This is a genomic window from Hymenobacter nitidus, from assembly GCF_020447315.1.
Taxonomy (GTDB): Bacteria; Bacteroidota; Bacteroidia; order Cytophagales; family Hymenobacteraceae; genus Hymenobacter; species Hymenobacter nitidus.
The window spans coordinates 92,322-108,740 of the sequence record NZ_JAJADQ010000011.1 but is presented as its reverse complement, the minus strand read 5'-3'; the positions used below and the strand labels follow the sequence as shown (position 1 = coordinate 108,740).

Annotated in this window: 8 protein-coding genes; 5 read left to right on the top strand and 3 right to left on the bottom strand. The window is 62.9% G+C overall.

The window, feature by feature from the left end:
- Positions 1-69 precede the first annotated feature (69 nt).
- The 5 genes from LGH70_RS18985 to LGH70_RS18965 all read left to right on the top strand — a co-directional run bounded on the left by LGH70_RS18985 (position 70) and on the right by LGH70_RS18965 (position 10,807).
- Positions 70-2,097: a DUF3857 domain-containing protein gene (locus tag LGH70_RS18985; protein ID WP_226188939.1), complete on the top strand. Its 2,028-nt coding sequence runs from the start codon at positions 70-72 to the stop codon at positions 2,095-2,097.
- 192 nt (positions 2,098-2,289) lie between these two features.
- Complete coding sequence (locus LGH70_RS18980; protein WP_226188936.1) at positions 2,290-4,341, top strand: DUF3858 domain-containing protein; 2,052 nt, start codon at positions 2,290-2,292, stop codon at positions 4,339-4,341.
- Positions 4,338-6,284 carry a DUF3857 domain-containing protein gene (locus LGH70_RS18975; protein WP_226188933.1) on the top strand — a complete coding sequence of 649 codons (1,947 nt, stop codon included), beginning with the start codon at positions 4,338-4,340 and terminating at the stop codon, positions 6,282-6,284. Before LGH70_RS18980 ends, LGH70_RS18975 begins: the two co-directional genes overlap by 4 nt.
- A 225-nt stretch (positions 6,285-6,509) precedes the next feature.
- Positions 6,510-7,061: a hypothetical protein gene (locus tag LGH70_RS18970; RefSeq protein WP_226188931.1), complete on the top strand. Its 552-nt coding sequence runs from the start codon at positions 6,510-6,512 to the stop codon at positions 7,059-7,061.
- Between the two features lie 125 nt (positions 7,062-7,186).
- On the top strand, positions 7,187-10,807 hold the full coding sequence (locus tag LGH70_RS18965; RefSeq protein WP_226188928.1) for a reprolysin-like metallopeptidase: 3,621 nt from the start codon (positions 7,187-7,189) through the stop codon (positions 10,805-10,807).
- Positions 10,808-10,900: 93 nt separating this feature from the next.
- Here LGH70_RS18965 and LGH70_RS18960 read toward each other — a convergent pair whose 3' ends face one another.
- From LGH70_RS18960 to LGH70_RS18950, 3 genes are all read right to left on the bottom strand, one after another.
- Positions 10,901-13,009 (bottom strand): ComEA family DNA-binding protein, encoded by a 2,109-nt coding sequence (locus LGH70_RS18960; RefSeq protein WP_226188925.1) that lies wholly within the window; start codon positions 13,007-13,009, stop codon positions 10,901-10,903.
- The gene (locus tag LGH70_RS18955) at positions 13,006-13,860 is read right to left on the bottom strand and encodes a PorV/PorQ family protein (protein WP_226188922.1); all 855 of its coding nucleotides are present in this window, start codon (positions 13,858-13,860) and stop codon (positions 13,006-13,008) included. Before LGH70_RS18955 ends, LGH70_RS18960 begins: the two co-directional genes overlap by 4 nt.
- A gap of 162 nt (positions 13,861-14,022) precedes the next feature.
- Positions 14,023-16,347, bottom strand: coding sequence for a S46 family peptidase (locus tag LGH70_RS18950; RefSeq protein ID WP_226188919.1), 2,325 nt, complete (start codon positions 16,345-16,347; stop codon positions 14,023-14,025).
- Positions 16,348-16,419 lie beyond the last annotated feature (72 nt).

Here is a 16,419-nt window from a genome sequence, read left to right as displayed (position 1 = left end):
ATACTTTTGGCGGGGCCCGGCATTTCCCCCACCTTTAAGGTCCTTTTCTTTTTACCAGGGGCCTTCCGCATGATTTCAACCGTTACCCGCCTGTGGCTTTTCGCCGCTTTACTAGTATGCAGCCATGGGGTAGCTTTCGCCCAAAAGCCGGGTCCGCCGCCGCTGCAGTTCGGGGCTGTTTCGGCCGCTGATTTTACAGCCCCAGCCCCGGCTACCGACAGCACCCGGGCCGAAGCCGAGTACCTGTGCGACTACGGCACGACCAAAATCGAGGGCAGCAACGCGCACTTCCAGGTGGTGTTCGAGCGCACAGCCCGGCTCCAGATTCACCGCAAAGCGGGCTACCGGCACGCCACGGTACGCGTACCGCTCTACACCCGCGACGGGGAAGCCGAACACCTGACCCGCCTGAAGGGCTTCACCTACAACCTGCAGAACGGGCAGCTGGTCAAAACCAAGCTGGATGGCAGCAAGATGTTCCGCGAAACGCTGGACAAAAACCACCTGCAGTACTCCTTCACCCTGCCCGACGTGCGCGAGGGCTCCATCATTGAGTTCACCTACGTCATCACCTCCGACTTTGTCTTCAACCTGCAGGACTGGCAGTTTGAGCACACCATTCCGGTGCGCTGGAGCGAGTACCGGGCTTTCCTGCCCCAGTTCTACACCTACAAAACCATCACCTACGGCTACCGGCCCTTCGCCATCGAAGAAGCCCTGGACGTGCGCTACAGCACCACCGTGACCACCGCGGCCCAGGGCATCACGCCGGGCACCGACCAGCACATTACGGCCATGGCCCAGCAGATGCGCTGGGTGATGAAGAACGTTCCTGCCTTCCGGCCCGAGCCGTTCATGACCACGCCCGGCGACTACATGAGCAGCATCCACTTCGAGCTGGCGGGCGTCAATTTCAGCGGCGACTACCACGACCTGACCGGCCAGTGGGACGCTATTTGGCAAAGCATGAGCACCAACGCTGAGTTTGGGCTGGCCCTGAAAAAGCCGGTTCCGCCGCTGACCGCCGCCGCCGAAGCCCTGCGCCAGCGCTTCCCCGACTCGGTGGCGCGCGCGGCGGCCGTGCTAGCCCTGGTGCAGCGCAGCGTGGTGTACAATGACGAGCCGCGCCTGTACGTATCGCAGCCGCTACGCCACACCTACGAGCGCCACCTCGGCAACTCGGCCGACATCAACCTGCTGCTGGTGCAGACGTTGCGCGCCGCCGGACTGCCGGCTACCCCGCTGCTGCTCAGCACCCGCGACCATGGCCAGGTGCAAACGGTGGTGCCGGTCGTAAGCCAGTTCAACTACGTGGCCGCCCACCTGAGTCTGCGGGGCCGCCCCGATATCCTGCTGGATGCCACCGAGCCCCAGCTGCCCCTGGGCATGCTGCCCGAGCGCTGCCTGAACGGCCAGGGCCGCCTGGCCGACGCCAACGGCCGCTGGGTGCCCCTCAAGGCCGGGGGCCGCCACACCGAATACCGCACGGCCCAGCTGCGGCTTTCGCCCCAGGGCCAGCTGGAAGGCACGATGAAACTGGAATATGCCGGCTACGCCGCCGTAGCCGCACGGCGCCAGATCCGGCAGTCTTCGGCGGCCGAATATACCGGCCAGCTCGCCCAGCGCTGGCAGGAGTGGCAGCCAGGCGCCCCGCGGCTAGTGGTCGATTCCCTGGAAAAGCCTGTGTCGGTGGAGCTGGCCCTGCACCACACCCTCAACAGCCCCGATGCCCCGCTTTTTTACTTGTCCCTGCTGAATCTGCCGGAAGCCTTGCCCTACGACTTCCGGGCTGAGAGCCGCCTCTACCCGATCAACTTTGGCATGCCGCGCGACCATACCACCGTTATTACCCTGGCCCTGCCCAAGGGCTTTGTAGCTCAGGAGCTGCCCGCCCAGCTGGTGCTGGACTTGCCGGCCGGCGGGGGGCGCTATACGTATCAGGTAACTCAGCCCACACCCGAATCGGTGCAGCTGCTCAGCCGGCTCCAGTACGCCCGGCCCGTGTACGGCCCGGCGGAATACGCGGCCCTGCGTGCGTTTAATGCCCGCATTGTGGCCAAGCAGGCCGAGCCCTTGGTGCTGAAGCGCCAGCATTGATGCCCACCAAAAAGCATGGCTGAAAATGCGGGCAGTTGGCAGTGATGCTAAAATTCCGCACCTTTAAACTACGAATTATCCGCCCTCTCCGACTCGCCTCTATCTACTGTTGATTTCCAGTTCTTTCTGCCCGCAAAAGGCAAGCTGCTTTTACCCGCATATCCCCGTTTTCCTACCATACTTTTTCCCTGTATGATTACACCTTTACTACGCTGTATTTCAGCGGTAGCCGTGCTGAGCGTGTGCATTACGCTGCCCGTCCTGGGCCAGGCCGACCCCATCAAGTTTGGCAAAATCGATGAGAAGGACCTGACCGGCGCCAACTTCGTGGCCGACAGCGCCGCCGAGGCCGTGGTCCTCTGCGACTTCGGCCGCTCGCGCTTCGAGCCCACCGAGGACGGCTTCCGGACCGTATTCGAGCGGGTTACGCGCATCAAGATTCTAAAGAAATCGGGCTACGACTGGGCCACCGTGCGCGTGCCGCTCTATAAGAAGGACAGCCAGACCGAGAAGCTAGTCAACCTGAAGGGCTTCACTTACAACCTGGTGAACGGGCAGGTGGTGAAGGAAAAGCTGGCCACGGAAGCCGTATTTACCGAGCAGCACTCGGTCAACAACTTCTCCCGCAAGTTTACCCTGCCCAACGTGCGCGAAGGCTCGGTTATCGAGTATACCTACGTCATCAACTCCGACTTCATCTTTAACTTCCAGGACTGGCAGTTTCAGCACTCCATTCCCACGCGCTGGAGCGAGTACCGGGCCGCCATTCCCGAGTATTTCGACTATAAGATGCTCATGGGCGGCTACGAGCCCCTGACCGTGCAGGAGCGCGAGGAAACCAACACTCAGTACACCGTGCGCTGGAGCCGCAGCCAGCTGGCCGACCCCACGAGCAACGTGCACGCGTCGGGCTCGGCCGCCGTAATGGCACGCGTAACCAACCACCGCTGGGCTATGAAAGACGTGGTGGCCCTGCGCTCGGAGCCCTTCATGACCACGGCCCGGGACTACGTTTCGCGGATTGAGTTCGAGCTGGCCGGCATTAAATGGCCCGACGAGCCCTACAAGAGCGTGGCCAACACCTGGGAGAAAATCAACCAGAGCCTGCTCGACGACGACAACTTTGGCGCGCAGCTCAAGCGGGGCGGCTTCCTGAAAGAGCAGACGACAGCCCTGGTGGCCAAATACCCCGACGTGCCGCAGCGCATTGCCGCCGTGCACGAGCTGGTGCGCAAGTCGGTGAAGTACAACGGCACCGACCAGTTCTACTCCACCAGCACCCTGCGCCACAGCTACGACCAGCACAGCGGCTCGGCCGCCGACGTGAACCTGCTGCTTATTGCCCTGCTGCGCGACGCGGGCGTGCCGGCTAACCCCGTGCTGCTCAGCACCCGCGACCATGGCATGATAAACGAGGCCGTGCCCCTGCTCTCCAAGTTCAACTACGTGGTGGCCCACGTGGCCCTGCCCGAGGGCAAGGAAATGTTTGTGGACGCCACCGAGGCCCTGGTGCCCTGCGGCATGTTGCCCCCCCGCTGCCTCAGCGGCACGGGCCGCCTGATTATGCCCAAGGCCCACGAGTCGCGCTGGATAAACCTGAACCCCTCCCAGCGCATTCTGCAGTACCGTCAGGTTCAGCTGACCATGGACGAGCGGGGCGGCTACACCGGTAAGATTCACCAGGAGCACAGCGGCTACGCGGCCCTGTCGAGCCGCGAAAAGCTGCAGAAAAGCGGCGAGAAGAAGTATATGGAGGAAGTAGCCAGCAGCCACGAAGGCTGGACGATTCCCAAGTTCGCCTTCAAGGAGCGTGAAGTGCTGACTAAGCCCCTGGCTGTTGACTACGAGTTTGTCGTGGCTGGCTCGGATGCCCCCGTCAGCACGATTTACATGAACCCGATGCGCCAGTTTTCGGAGGAAAAGAATCCGTTTCATCACGAAACCCGGCGTTTCCCGGTCGACTTTGGCGCCCAGGTCGATGAAACCGTGATGATGACCATTACGCTGCCCGCCGGCTACCAGGCCGAGGAGCTGCCCAAGCCGGCCGTGGTGGAGCTGCCCGACAACGGTGGCCGCTTCACTTACACCGTGCAGGATACCGGCCAGGGCACCGTGCAGATTGCCAGCCGCATGAGCCTGCGCAAGCCCATGTACTCGGCCGAGGAATACGGCTTTCTGCGCGAGTTCTACAGCCGCATGCTGGCCAAGCAGGCCGAGCAGATCGTTATCAAGAAGAAATCATGAGGCGCCTGTTCTTGCCTACGCTGGTCGTAGCCTTATTACAGACCGGGCCGATTTCCCAGGCGGTGGGCGGCGCGGTACCGAAATATCCGGTGGATGCGCTGCCGGCGGCCCTGCGCGAAAACGCCCACGCCGTGGTGCGCAACGAGGAGGAGACGTTCACGGTCAAGTCGGCGGCCCGGACGGTGGCAACCATGCGCCGGGCCGTGACGATACTGGACGAGGCCGGCGCCGACTATGCCACCGAGCTGGTGTACTACGACCAGCTAAACACCGTGAGCTACCTGCGGGGCACGGTATACAACCCCGCCGGGCTGGTCGTGCGCCAATTGCGCGCCGCTGACATCCGCGACTACAGCCTCTCCGACGGCATCAGCCTAGCCAACGACGGGCGGGGCCGCGCCGCCGATTTGCGCCAGCCTACCTACCCCTACACGGTCGAGTTTGAGTACGAGGTAGTCTCCAACAACCCGCTTTTTTACTCGACGTGGCACCCGCAGCCCCGGGAGCAGCTGGCCGTGGAGAGTTCTTCGTTTCGGGTCATTACGCCCGTTGATATGCCCCTGCGCTACCAGGAGCAGCGCCTGCCGGAAGGCTCGGCCGTGGTGCATACCCAGGAGGGGCTCACGCACGTCTACCAGTGGCAGGTGCACGATTTGCCGGCTCTGGAAGAAGAAAATGACGCTCCGCCCATTACTGAGCAAACCCCGGCCGTACTCACGGCGCCTACCGCGTTTGAAGTGCAGGGCCACCGGGGCACGCTTACGTCCTGGCAAACGCTGGGCCAGTGGACCTACGATCTGAACGCCGGCCGCGACGAGCTGCCCCCGGCCATAAAAGCGCGCATCGTAGCTCTGGTGCAGGGCGAAACCGACGAGCGGGCCCGCATCCGCAAGGTGTACGAGTTTCTGCAGGCCAACACGCGCTACATCTCCATTCAGTTGGGCATCGGGGGCTGGCAAACCTTCCCGGCCTCGTCGGTGGCGGCCAATGGCTACGGCGACTGCAAAGCCCTGACCAACTACTGCAAGGCCCTGCTGCAGGCTGCCGACGTGACGGCCTACTGTGCCCTGGTGCGCGCCGACGAACCCGACATCCGCACGCAATTCCCTAGCAGCCAGTTCAACCACGTGATACTGTGCGTGCCGCTGGCTAAATCGGCTAAGCCCGATACCGTGTGGCTGGAGTGCACGAGCCAGACGACGGCCTTTAACTACATGGGCGGCTTCACCGGCAACCGCCACGCGCTGCTGCTCACCCCGGCCGGGGGCAAGCTCATTCGCACCCCGCGCTACGGGGTGGCCGAAAACCGGCGGGAGCGGCGTGCCGACGTGTATGTAGACGCTCAGGGCAACGCCACGGCCACCATCCGGACGCTACGCACGGGCCTGGAGCAGGACGACTTCAGCATGCTGTTTCACAACCTGGCCCCGGCCGAGCAGAAGAAACGAGTAGCCGACGTGCTGCCGTTTGCCAACTTCAACATCACCAAGTTTGCCCTGGTACCCGGCACCTCGGCCACCGTGCCGTCGATGGTGGAAAACCTGGGTCTGACGCTGCCCAACTTCGCCCCGCCGAGCGGCAAGCGGGTGTTTATGTCAGCTAACCTGCTCAGCCGCTGGTCGTCGCTGCCGGCAGCGGTGGGCGAACGGCGCGCCGACATCTGGCTCGACAACGCCTTTGCCTACTCCGATACCATCCGGATTCACGTGCCGGCCGGCCTGAAGCCCGAAAGTCTCCCCACGCCGGTGAAGCTGACTACCGCGTTCGGCTCCTACTCCAGCCAGATTCAGACGCTGCCCGACGGCACCCTGCAGTACGTGCGCCAGCTGCGCATGCCCGTCACGCGCTTTGCCCGCACCGAATACTCTGGCTACGTGGAGTTTCGCCGCAAAATAAGCGCCGCCGACAAGGCCCAGGTGGTTTTTGTCAAGACCGATTCCTGAGCCAGTATTTCCGCTTCGCAAGCCCGGCCGTCTCTTTGAGCAGCCGGGCTTGTTGTTTTTCGGGTGAATAGCCAGCGAGACGCAACCTTCGGGCCTTATTTCCCGACTTGTTTCAGAGTAGTAGCGGCCGGGGCCGCGCCGCTCTTTTCAGGCTGGCGTCCGGGCACAGCGTTTCAGGTCAGTTGGCTTTATCCTCGGGTCTTGTTTGCTTCGCCCTTCTATCATATGCGCCTCACGCTTCTGCCGCTGTACGCCGCCACTGTTGTAGCCGGCAGCTTTGCCCTGGCACGGGCGCAGGCGCAGCCACCAAAAAAACCCGCGCTGCCCAGCTTCTGGCAGCCGGTAGCCGCATCTCAGGCCAAGCGCCTGGGCCAGCCCCGGCTGCGGCCCACGGCCTACCGGGTTTTCCGGCTCGATCTGCCGGGCCTGCAAAAGGTATTGGCAACAGCGACGGAGGCCCAAACCGGGCCCTGGGTGCTGCTGCCCCTGCCCGACGGCACGCTGGAAGCCTACCAGATGCGTACGACCGGCATCATGGCCCCCGAGCTGGCCGCGCGCTACCCCAATCTGCGCACCTACGCCGGGCAGCAAACCGCCAACCCCGCCAACGGCGCACGCCTGGAAATAACCCCGACCGGTGTGCGGGCCATGCTGATTCGCAACGGCCGCACTTTGTTTATCGAGCCCTACCGCCCCGGCGACACCCGGCATTACCTCTGTTTCGACAAGGCCAACCTGCCCGCCGGCAGCAAACAAGGCTTTGAGGCGGGCCGCTAGAACCGGGGCGGCGCTTTCCTCGACGGCAAAACCGGCGAAATGCCCGCTGGGTCGCCGGTGAAAATTAGTATCTTAGGCCCTCTTAACTACCTCCTGACTTTCTTTCATTTTTCCTGATTCTGTTTATGACTCCAACCTTTACGAACTCGTGGCGCACGTGGCGGCCGGCCCTTCTGGGCGGTTTGCTGCTGGCGGCGGTGGGCGCCCCGCACCAGGCGGCTGCTCAGCGTGTCCTCTGGGCCGACGATAGCCAAGTACCCGCCGCCGCCCGGCAAACCACTGCCGCCCTGCGGCAATACCGGCCGGTTTCCTTCCAGATGACCGCCGTGCGCGACGTGCTCCAGAAAGCACCCGCCGCCAAAGGCGCCGGGGCTAAGGGCTCACCCACGGTGCTGTCGTTGCCCATGCCTGATGGCAGCTCCCAGCGTTTCCGTGTGGCGGAAGTGCCCGTGATGCACCCGGCCCTGGCGGCCAAATATCCCTCCATCAAAACCTACGAAGCCCAGGGCATCGATGATCCGGCGGCCATCGCGCGCCTGGACCTCACGCCGGCCGGCTTCCACGCCCTGATTCTGGGCAGCAACGGTCGGATGGTCTACATCGACCCCGCCGCCAAAGGCAATACGGAGAACTACCTGGTGTTCAACCGGCAGGCCATGAACCTGGCGTCGAACTTCATTTGCCAGACCACCGACGAGCAGAAAGCAGTGGGCCTGACGGAACCTACGGTGTTTCAGCGGCAGCCCAACGGCACCCAGCTGCGCACCTACCGTTTGGCGATGTCGTGCTCGGCCGAGTATACGGCCCGGCAAGGCGGCACCAAGGAAAGTGCGTTGGCCGCCATCGTCACGTCGGTGAACCGCGTGAGCGGCGTGTATGAGAAGGAGCTGGCCGTTCGTCTGGTGCTCATCGCCAATACGGACCAGCTGATTTACCTGGACCCCACCACCGACCCCTTCGATAACACGAGTGCCTCGGCCATGCTGAACCAGAACCAGCGGACCGTTTCCACCATTATCGGGGAAGCCAACTATGACATCGGGCACGCCTTCAGCACTACCAATGGTGGGGTAGCCCAGAAGCCTTCGGTGTGTCTGCCGACCAACGCCAGCTTCAGCCAGGGCAAGGCCCGCGGCGTAACCGGCCTACCGAACCCAGTGGGCGACGCCTTCGACATCGACTTCGTAGCCCACGAAATCGGCCACCAGTTCGGTGCCGATCATACCTTCAACAGCAATACCGGCAACTGCGCAGGCAACAACCTCTCGGCCGTATCGGCCTATGAGCCCGGCAGCGGCACGAGCATTATGGCCTACGCCGGTATTTGCGGCGTCCAGGACTTGGCCGATAACAGCCTGCCCTATTTCCACTCGCGCAGCTTCGACCAGATTGTAAACCACATCACGGGTGCCGGCAACTGCGGCGTGGTGACGGCCACCAACAACCTGCCCCCGGTGGTCAACGCTGGTACGAACTACCGCATTCCGGTACGCACGCCCTTCACGCTCACTGGCGCGGCCACCGACCCCAACAGCGACCCACTGACCTACTCGTGGGAGCAGTACAACCTGGGCCCTACCGGCGACCCGGCTATTCCGGTCGGCGACGCCCCGATTTTCCGGTTTTTCGCCCCGACGCCCTCGCCCTCGCGCACCTTCCCCAAGATCTACAACCTGATTACCAACACCGACACGATTGGTGAAGTCCTGCCTACCTACGGTCGGCGGCTGATTTTCCGCCTCGTGGCCCGCGACAACCGCGTGGGCGGTGGTGGCGTCGACTACGACTCGATGAACGTGGTAGTGGTGCCGACGGCCGGCCCCTTCCTGGTAACCTTCCCCAACGCGGCCCTTTCGACCCCGCTGCGCTGGCTGGCGGGCACGCCCCAGCAGGTAACCTGGGACGTAGCCAACACCACGGCAGCTCCTATCAGCGCAGCCAACGTGGACATTATGCTGTCCACCGACGGTGGCCGCACTTTCCCCACGGTATTGCTGGCTAACACGCCCAACGACGGCAAGCAGCAGATAACGGTGCCCGCCAACGTGGGCAACACCGCGGCGGCCCGCATCAAAGTGCAGGCTTCGGGCAATATCTTCTTCGATATCTCGAATAGCGACTTCGCCATTCAGGCTCCCACGGCTCCGACCTTCTTCCTGACGCCGACCACGGCTTCGGGTGATGCTCCCGCCATCTGCCCCGGCACCTCCACCACCCTGAGCGTGGCCGTAGGCCAGCTCCAGGGCTTCACGGGCGCCGTGGCGCTGTCGGCAGCCAACCTGCCCGCGGGCATGACGGTTAGCTACACCAACACCAGCGTAAACGCTGGCGGCTCGACGCAGGCTACCATTTCGACGACGGCGGCTACTCCCTCGGGCACCTACCTGATTAACCTGGTGGGTACCAGCGGCAGCCTCACCCAGCAGCAGCAGTTCCTGGTTACGGTCAGCCCGCTGGCTTCGCAGACGGCCAATACCATTACACCCGCGGCCACGAGCAAGTCGACCCTGCGGCCCCGCTTTACCTGGACGGCCGTGCCCAACGCTACCGGCTACGAAATCGAGGTAGCGACCAACGCAGCCTTCACTAACCCGGTTTTGCCCCTGACCGCCGTAGCGGGCTCGACCACGAGCTACACGCCCAGCATTTCGCTGCAGCCCAACACCACCTATTTCTGGCGCGTACGCGGCACCAGCCCCTGCGGCACGGCGCCTTTCTCGGCGGCCACGCAGTTCCAGACCGGGGTTGCCGTCTGCCAGACGATAGCCTCGACCCAGGTGCCCCGCGCCATTCCGGCCGGCGCCACCCGCACCGTGACTTCCAGCCTGTTCGTGACGACGTCGGAAATTGTATCGGACATCAAAATCCGGAACCTGTCGTTGACGCACCCGAATACGGGCGAGCTGACGCTGACGCTGACCAACCCACAGGGCCGCTCGGTGGTACTGGTAGCCAATGCCTGCCCCGGCACGGCCGATATTCTGCTGAACTTCGATGATGCGGCCACTGCCGCTATCAGCTGCCCGCTGAGCACCGGGGCTACGGTGCGCCCCGTAGGCCGCCTGGCAGATTTGCTCAATGAGTCGGCCAAAGGAGTAACCGGAGAATGGAAGCTGACGATTGACGATAACAACGCGTCCAACGGTGGCACCCTACGCTCGTGGAGCCTGGAGCTGTGCACCCTGGGTGCTGTGCCCCCCGCTCCTTTCTCCCTGCAGACGCTGTATAACACGTTCAGCAACGGCACCGGCAAAGTAGACGTGCTATGGGCAGCCGATGCATCGTCGAATGCTACTTCCTACGAAGTGGAGCGCTCTTTCCAGACCAACACCAACTTCCAGCGCATCGCGACGGTAGCCGCCCCCAACACGTATTACGAAGACCAGGTGGCCGTGAATGGCCGCTACTTCTACCGCGTGCGCTCGGTTAACACAGTTGGCGCTTCCGACTACACCAACGAGTCCAACGTACTGGGCAACAAGAGCACCACGCAGCTGAAAGGCATCCAGGTGTATCCGAACCCTAGCTCGGGCATCTTCAAGGTGAACGTGGACAACGCCCAGCGCGGCACCATGACGCTGCGCGTAACCGACGCCATGGGCCGCACGGTAGCCACCCACACCCTGACCAAGGGCGCGGCGCTGCTACAGTACGACCTGGATCTGAGCAAGCTCAGCACCGGCATCTATCAGCTGCACATCGATATGCCCGAGGGTACGTCGGTTCAGCGCCTGATGAAGCAGTAGTCCGCACCGTCTGAAGCCTGAAAAGGGCGGCTCCTCAATGAGGAGCCGCCCTTTTTGTTGTTTACCGTAGCTTGAAAAACGGTTAAAGAACTTTTAAAACCGGTAGCGGGCCTGCACTTTCACCTCCGAGCGACGCGGGCCCTGTACTTCTTCCAGCCCCGAGCCCACGGTGTTCTGGTGACGGTAGTGAGTTTCGGCGTAGCGCAGCCACAGGGTCAGGTGCTTGGTGCATTTCACCTCGGCAATGGCGTAGGCCCGGGTGCCCTGCCCGCTCAGGGCCGGCACCGAAAAGGCGTAGAGCACGTCCTGCTCAAACACGTACTGGCGGGTATCGAAGTCGTCGGTATCGAAGAGGGCGTAGCGGCCACTGAGCTGCAGGTGGCGCCCGATTTTGACGGAAGCGTCCTGGGCCAGCACGTAGCCCGTGCTGCGGGGGCCGTCATCTTCGCTGTAATGTGTGCCCTGCAGGCGGGTGCGCAAACTGAGAATGAGCGTGGGGCTGGTGTCGTAGAACAGCAGCAGGCTGCGCCGCTGCGTGGGTGCCGTCTGGGGCAGGTTGCTCGGGCTGGCAATGTCGTATTCTTTGTCGCGCGTGCGAATCTGGGCGTAGAGCAGGCTGGTTTTGGAGGGCGAGTAAGCCACGCGCAGCAGCCAGTCGCGCCCCTGGGTGGGCGTGCCGGCCTGGAACTTGAGCCACGGAAAGCTGAACTGGTCGTAATAGGCCGACACCTCCCAGCGCGACACGGGCCGCACTTTCAGCCCCACGTACAAACCCTTTTCGTTAATGTTGCGCGTGTTTTCGCTCAGGGCATTGCCATAAAACGTGTGAAAGTCGCGGGCGTAGTTGCGGTAGAGCAACGACACGTCCACGTTGGGCGCCAGGCTGGCCAGCATGCCATTTACGGTGCCGATGCCGCCGCTGCTGGAGCGGGCCGTTTCGCCAAACAGCATGATGTTGCGAATCACGTAGCTGTAGTGCGCGCCCACGGCCAGATTCTGCCGCCCCCGAAACTCGAAAGCGTTGTAAAGCTCCGGCCGCCGCTGCAGGGGCTTGTCGAAGTACGTGTTGACGGCCGTGAGGCCGGCGTTGAAGTTGCCGCTGCGGCTGGTGTAGCTCAGATTTCCGCCCCCGATGGTTTCGCGCAGGGCCTGGCGGTTGGCCAGCTCGTTGGCCGTGCGGTGAAAGCCCGTTATCAGAAAGCCCGACGAAAACTCGTCGAACTCGGCCAGAGAATCGGCGGCCGTCTGCACGTTGGCATCCACGCGCTTGCGCGACACGAAAGCCGTGGCCCGCAACGTAGCGGTGAGGTTGAACGTGGCCGCCGCGCCCCGAAAAAACGTGCTTTCCAGCACCGACGAATAAGGTCGCACCCCCAGACTACTGCGCCGGATGGTGGTAATGGTTTCAGCTCCCTTGCCCACCTGCAGGCCCGAGGAAAGCAGCAGGCCCTGCCCGAACTGCAGCTGATAGTCACCCAAGGCCAGGGTTTTGAGGCGGCCCCGCTCCTGCAGCACAAAGTGGCCGGAGTAAAAGTCGGCGCCGTAGCGGCGCGTACCCGGACTCCAGACCAGCGGCTCACCGGCGTCTTTTTCGGCCGTAATGCCCAGGCTGAAGTCGCGCTGGTGGCTGACGCGGTAGCGCACAAGCAGCTTATCGGGGGAGCCCAGGTAGCGGCTGGCGGGTCGGCCGGTGCTGGTAGTATCGGGGGCGGCGTAGCCCTGGCGGTCCTGCAGCACCCGCTCGTAGCGCACAAACAGGGCATTGTTTTCTTCCTGGGCAATACGTTTCCAGAGGGGCCCGCGGGCGGCGTTGCCGGTGCTGCTTTGCACCGAAATAAAAGGCGACACCCGGTAGATAGTGCGCAGATCGAAGCCTTCCACGCTTTGCAGCTCATAGAGGCTGATGAGGTTGCCCTGGGTTTGGCGGTGCTCGAGCAGCCCCGAAATCTGGGTTTCGGAGAGCAACAGCAGGGCCCGCAGCTCCTCGCGGGTGGCCGTGTTCAGGTTCAGCGGCGTTTGGTAATAGAGCAGCAGGGTTTCGTAGAGGTCCTCATACGGCACCTGGTCACTCTGAATTTCGGCAAACAGCTCTTGCACCAGCCGGTCGAGGTCGGCGGACGGGCGCACGTATTCCTGGGCCAGGGCCGGACGAGCGGCCAGCAGCGCCGCCAGCACGACGAGTGAAAGGAAGGGCCGTTTCATTTCGCGGCGCGGTTTAGCTGCAGGCCGATGGCCAGGTGCTGGCTCAGCCCCAGGGCCATGTGCCAAGCGGCGGCGTAGTCGATGCGGAACTGCCCAGCCCGCAGGCCCACGCCCCCGGTGGTCTGGCGGCTGAGCGTGGAAAAGCCCGCGCGCACGGCCAACGCCTCAATCACCTGGTACTCAACCCCGGCCTTGAAGTCGGCGGCCTGGTCCACGTCCTTCTCGGTTTCCGCGTTCAGCATCACCTTATCGGTGGGCCGGAATGAGAGGCCGGCCTTCAGCACGGTGGGCACCCGCTCCTGCTCATATTCGGCCAGCCGGGCTTGGTTCAGGTTGTAGAGGTAGGCCCCAAAAATCAGCCGGTTGGGCACCACTTCGGCCTGCCCGCCAAGCGACACGGCCACGGCCCGTTTGCTGCCCAGCCCCTCAATGCTGACCTGGAGCACGTCGAGGCGGGCGCCCACGCTTACCAGGCTGCCCCGGTAGCCGTAGCCGGCCCCGATGCGCTGCTCGGAGTAGAGCTTGTCGCCGAAGCGCTGGGCCTCGAAGCCTACCACGCCGCGCGTAGCCTTGCCGTTGGTAGTGGCGCCAACAGGCAGCGCGGCGGCCAGCACGGCCGTATTCAGGGCGCGGCTCAGGTAGCGGTTTTCGGCGTAGAAGCCCACTGCCGGGCTGGTTACCTGCCCCAGGCCCGCCACGTTGTTGCCGACAGACCATACGTCGGATAGCGTAACGGAAGCATTGCCCAGCGCGGCCGCCCGCGCCCCGCGGATACCGGGGCCGTTGCCCTGGGCTACGGCCAGGGAAGAAATCAACAGGAAGACACTCAGTGAAAAGTAGATTTTTGGCATAGGCTGGCGCCGCGGGTTGGAAGACGTTTTTCCGCTCCCTAAGTACCCGAATGTTCCGGAAAAATGAGCCATGCCGGTCCGGCTATTTTCGGGCGGGCAGCAAAAAGGCCCCGGCGCACGATGCACCGGGGCCTTGTGGGCATTAAGAAACGACCAACGAGCTTACATGCCCGCTTCCGCCGCTTCTTTTTCCTTGCCTTTTTTCTTTTTCACCTTGACTTTGCGGCTGTCCTCGTCCGCCTTCACCTTCAGCTTGTCCGCGTCGCCGAGCTGGTTGAGCAGGGCGCTGCCGTTGGCCTGGGGGGCCACGCCGGGGTTCGGACCATTGTTGACCAGGGTCATTTCATCCACGATGGCCTTGCCGCCGCCGAGCTTCTCCACGCACCAGAGCACATAGCGAATATCCACGTTGATGCAACGCTTCAGGTCTTTGTCGTAGGCCAGGTCGCCGGTCATGGCTTCCCAGTTGCCGTCGAAGGCAATGCCGACCAGCTCGCCGCGGCCGTTGATGACGGGAGAGCCGGAATTGCCGCCGGTAATGTCGTTGTCGGTGGTGAAGGCCACGTGCAGGGTGCCGTCCTTGTCGGCGAAGCGGCCGTAGTCCTTGGCCCGCAGCAGCTCACTCTCCTTTTTAGGCACCACGAACTCGGGGTTGGTATTGTCTTCCTTGTCCAGAATGCCCTGGGCGGTGGTGTAGAACTTGTAGTCTACCGCGTCGCGGGGCGAATAGTCGCGCACCGAGCCGTAGCTCAGGCGCAGCGTCGAGTTGGCGTCGGGCGAATACACTTTGTCGGTGTTCTTGGCGCGCAGCGCGGCTACGTAGGCGCGGTTGGCGCGGGCCAGCGTGGCCTGGTAGCCCTGCACTCTGGGCAGAATATTCTGGCTGTAGTTGCGCTGCACCGAGTTCCAGGTTTTGAAGCCCGGGTCGTTTTCCAGCTTAGCCAAGGTGGGCGCGGCTAGGAAAGCCTCCGTCTTTGCTTTCGACGCCAGGAAGGAGTTGGCAAACACGTAGTCGGCGTACTTCTGCATCGAGCCGCCGTACTGCTTGCTGACCGTCTGGAACACGTCGGGCTGCTGGGCTTTGGGCACGTCGGCAGAATACATTTGCATCAGGGCCGCAAATACCTTTTTGTCGGTCGGGGCATTGTAGTCCTTGAAGTGCTCTTCCACCGAACCGCGCAGCGCGGCTACCGCTTGCTGAATGGCGGCCTTATCGGCTTTGGGGTCTTTGAGCAGGGCGTAGAGCGGGGCCATGCGGCCGGCAAAGGCCACAATTTCGGTGCCGTTGGCCGCTTCACTCACGTACACGACGCTCAGGTTGTAGTCGCGCAGGCCGGCGTAGGCCTGGTTGATGTCGTTCAGGGCCGAGCCGTAGCTTTGCCCGCGCGAGGCGTCGGCCGCAATCCACTGCATCAGGGAGGCTTCCTCGGCCTTTTTCTGGTCTACGGTTTTCAGGCGCTTCATACCCTCGTTCTGGCCGATAAAGTACTTCCAGTAGTTGGCAATACTGGCGTATTTCGAGGCGTATTTCAGGCGAATAGCCGGGCTGGCATCGGAGTCTTCCTTCCAGATTTTGAGGCGGGTGTCGCGCAGCTTGATGCGGGCCGGGTTGGTTTGGTCGAGGGTCAGCTGCAGGCCGGCGGCAGGCAGAAACCGCTGCGTGCGGCCCGGAAACCCGAACACCATGGCAAAGTCACCTTCGTTCACACCCTGCAGGCTCACGGGCAGGTGCTTTTTGGGCACGTAGGGCACGTTGTCGGCCTGGGGGCCGGCGGTGGGCTTGTTGTTTTTGTCGGCATACACCCGGAACATCGAGAAGTCGCCGGTGTGGCGGGGCCACATCCAGTTGTCGGTGTCGCCGCCAAACTTGCCAATGGCTTCCGGCGGGGCCCCTACCAGGCGCACGTCGCCGAAGCGCTGGTAGACGAACATGTAGTACTCGTTGCCGGCGAAAAAGTCGCGCACGTAGGCCACGTACTGGCCGTTTTCCTTGGCCGCGTTGGCTAGTTCGGTCTGGCGCTGCTGAATTAGGACGCTGCGCTCCACTTCCGACGTCTGAGGGGTAATGCCGTCTAGCACCTTGCCCGTCACGTCTTCCATGCGCACCAGAATATCCACGAACAAACCCGGATTGGTTTTTTCCTCACCCTTGTTAGCGGCGAAAAAACCTTTTTCCAGGATGTTGTTTTCCGGGGTGCTGTGGCTTTGAATGGCGTCGTAGCCGCAGTGGTGGTTGGTCAGCATCAGGCCCTGGCTGCTCACAAACTCGCCGGTGCAAAAGCCGCCGAGCTGCACAATGGCATCTTTCAGGCTGGCATTGTTGACGTCGTAAATTTCTTCGGCCGTGAGCTTGAGGCCTTTTTTCTGCATGTCGGCGTGGTTCAGACGCTTCACAAACAGCGGCAGCCACATACCTTCGTCGGCGCGGGCGGCGGCGGGCACCAGCAGAGCCAGCAGCAACAGCTTGGCCCAGAGTTTAGTACGCATAGGTGGGGAATGGAGTGGGGAATTGGAGAAAGGCACCCCGGCAACCAGGCCGGCGTTTGTCAGGTCAAACTT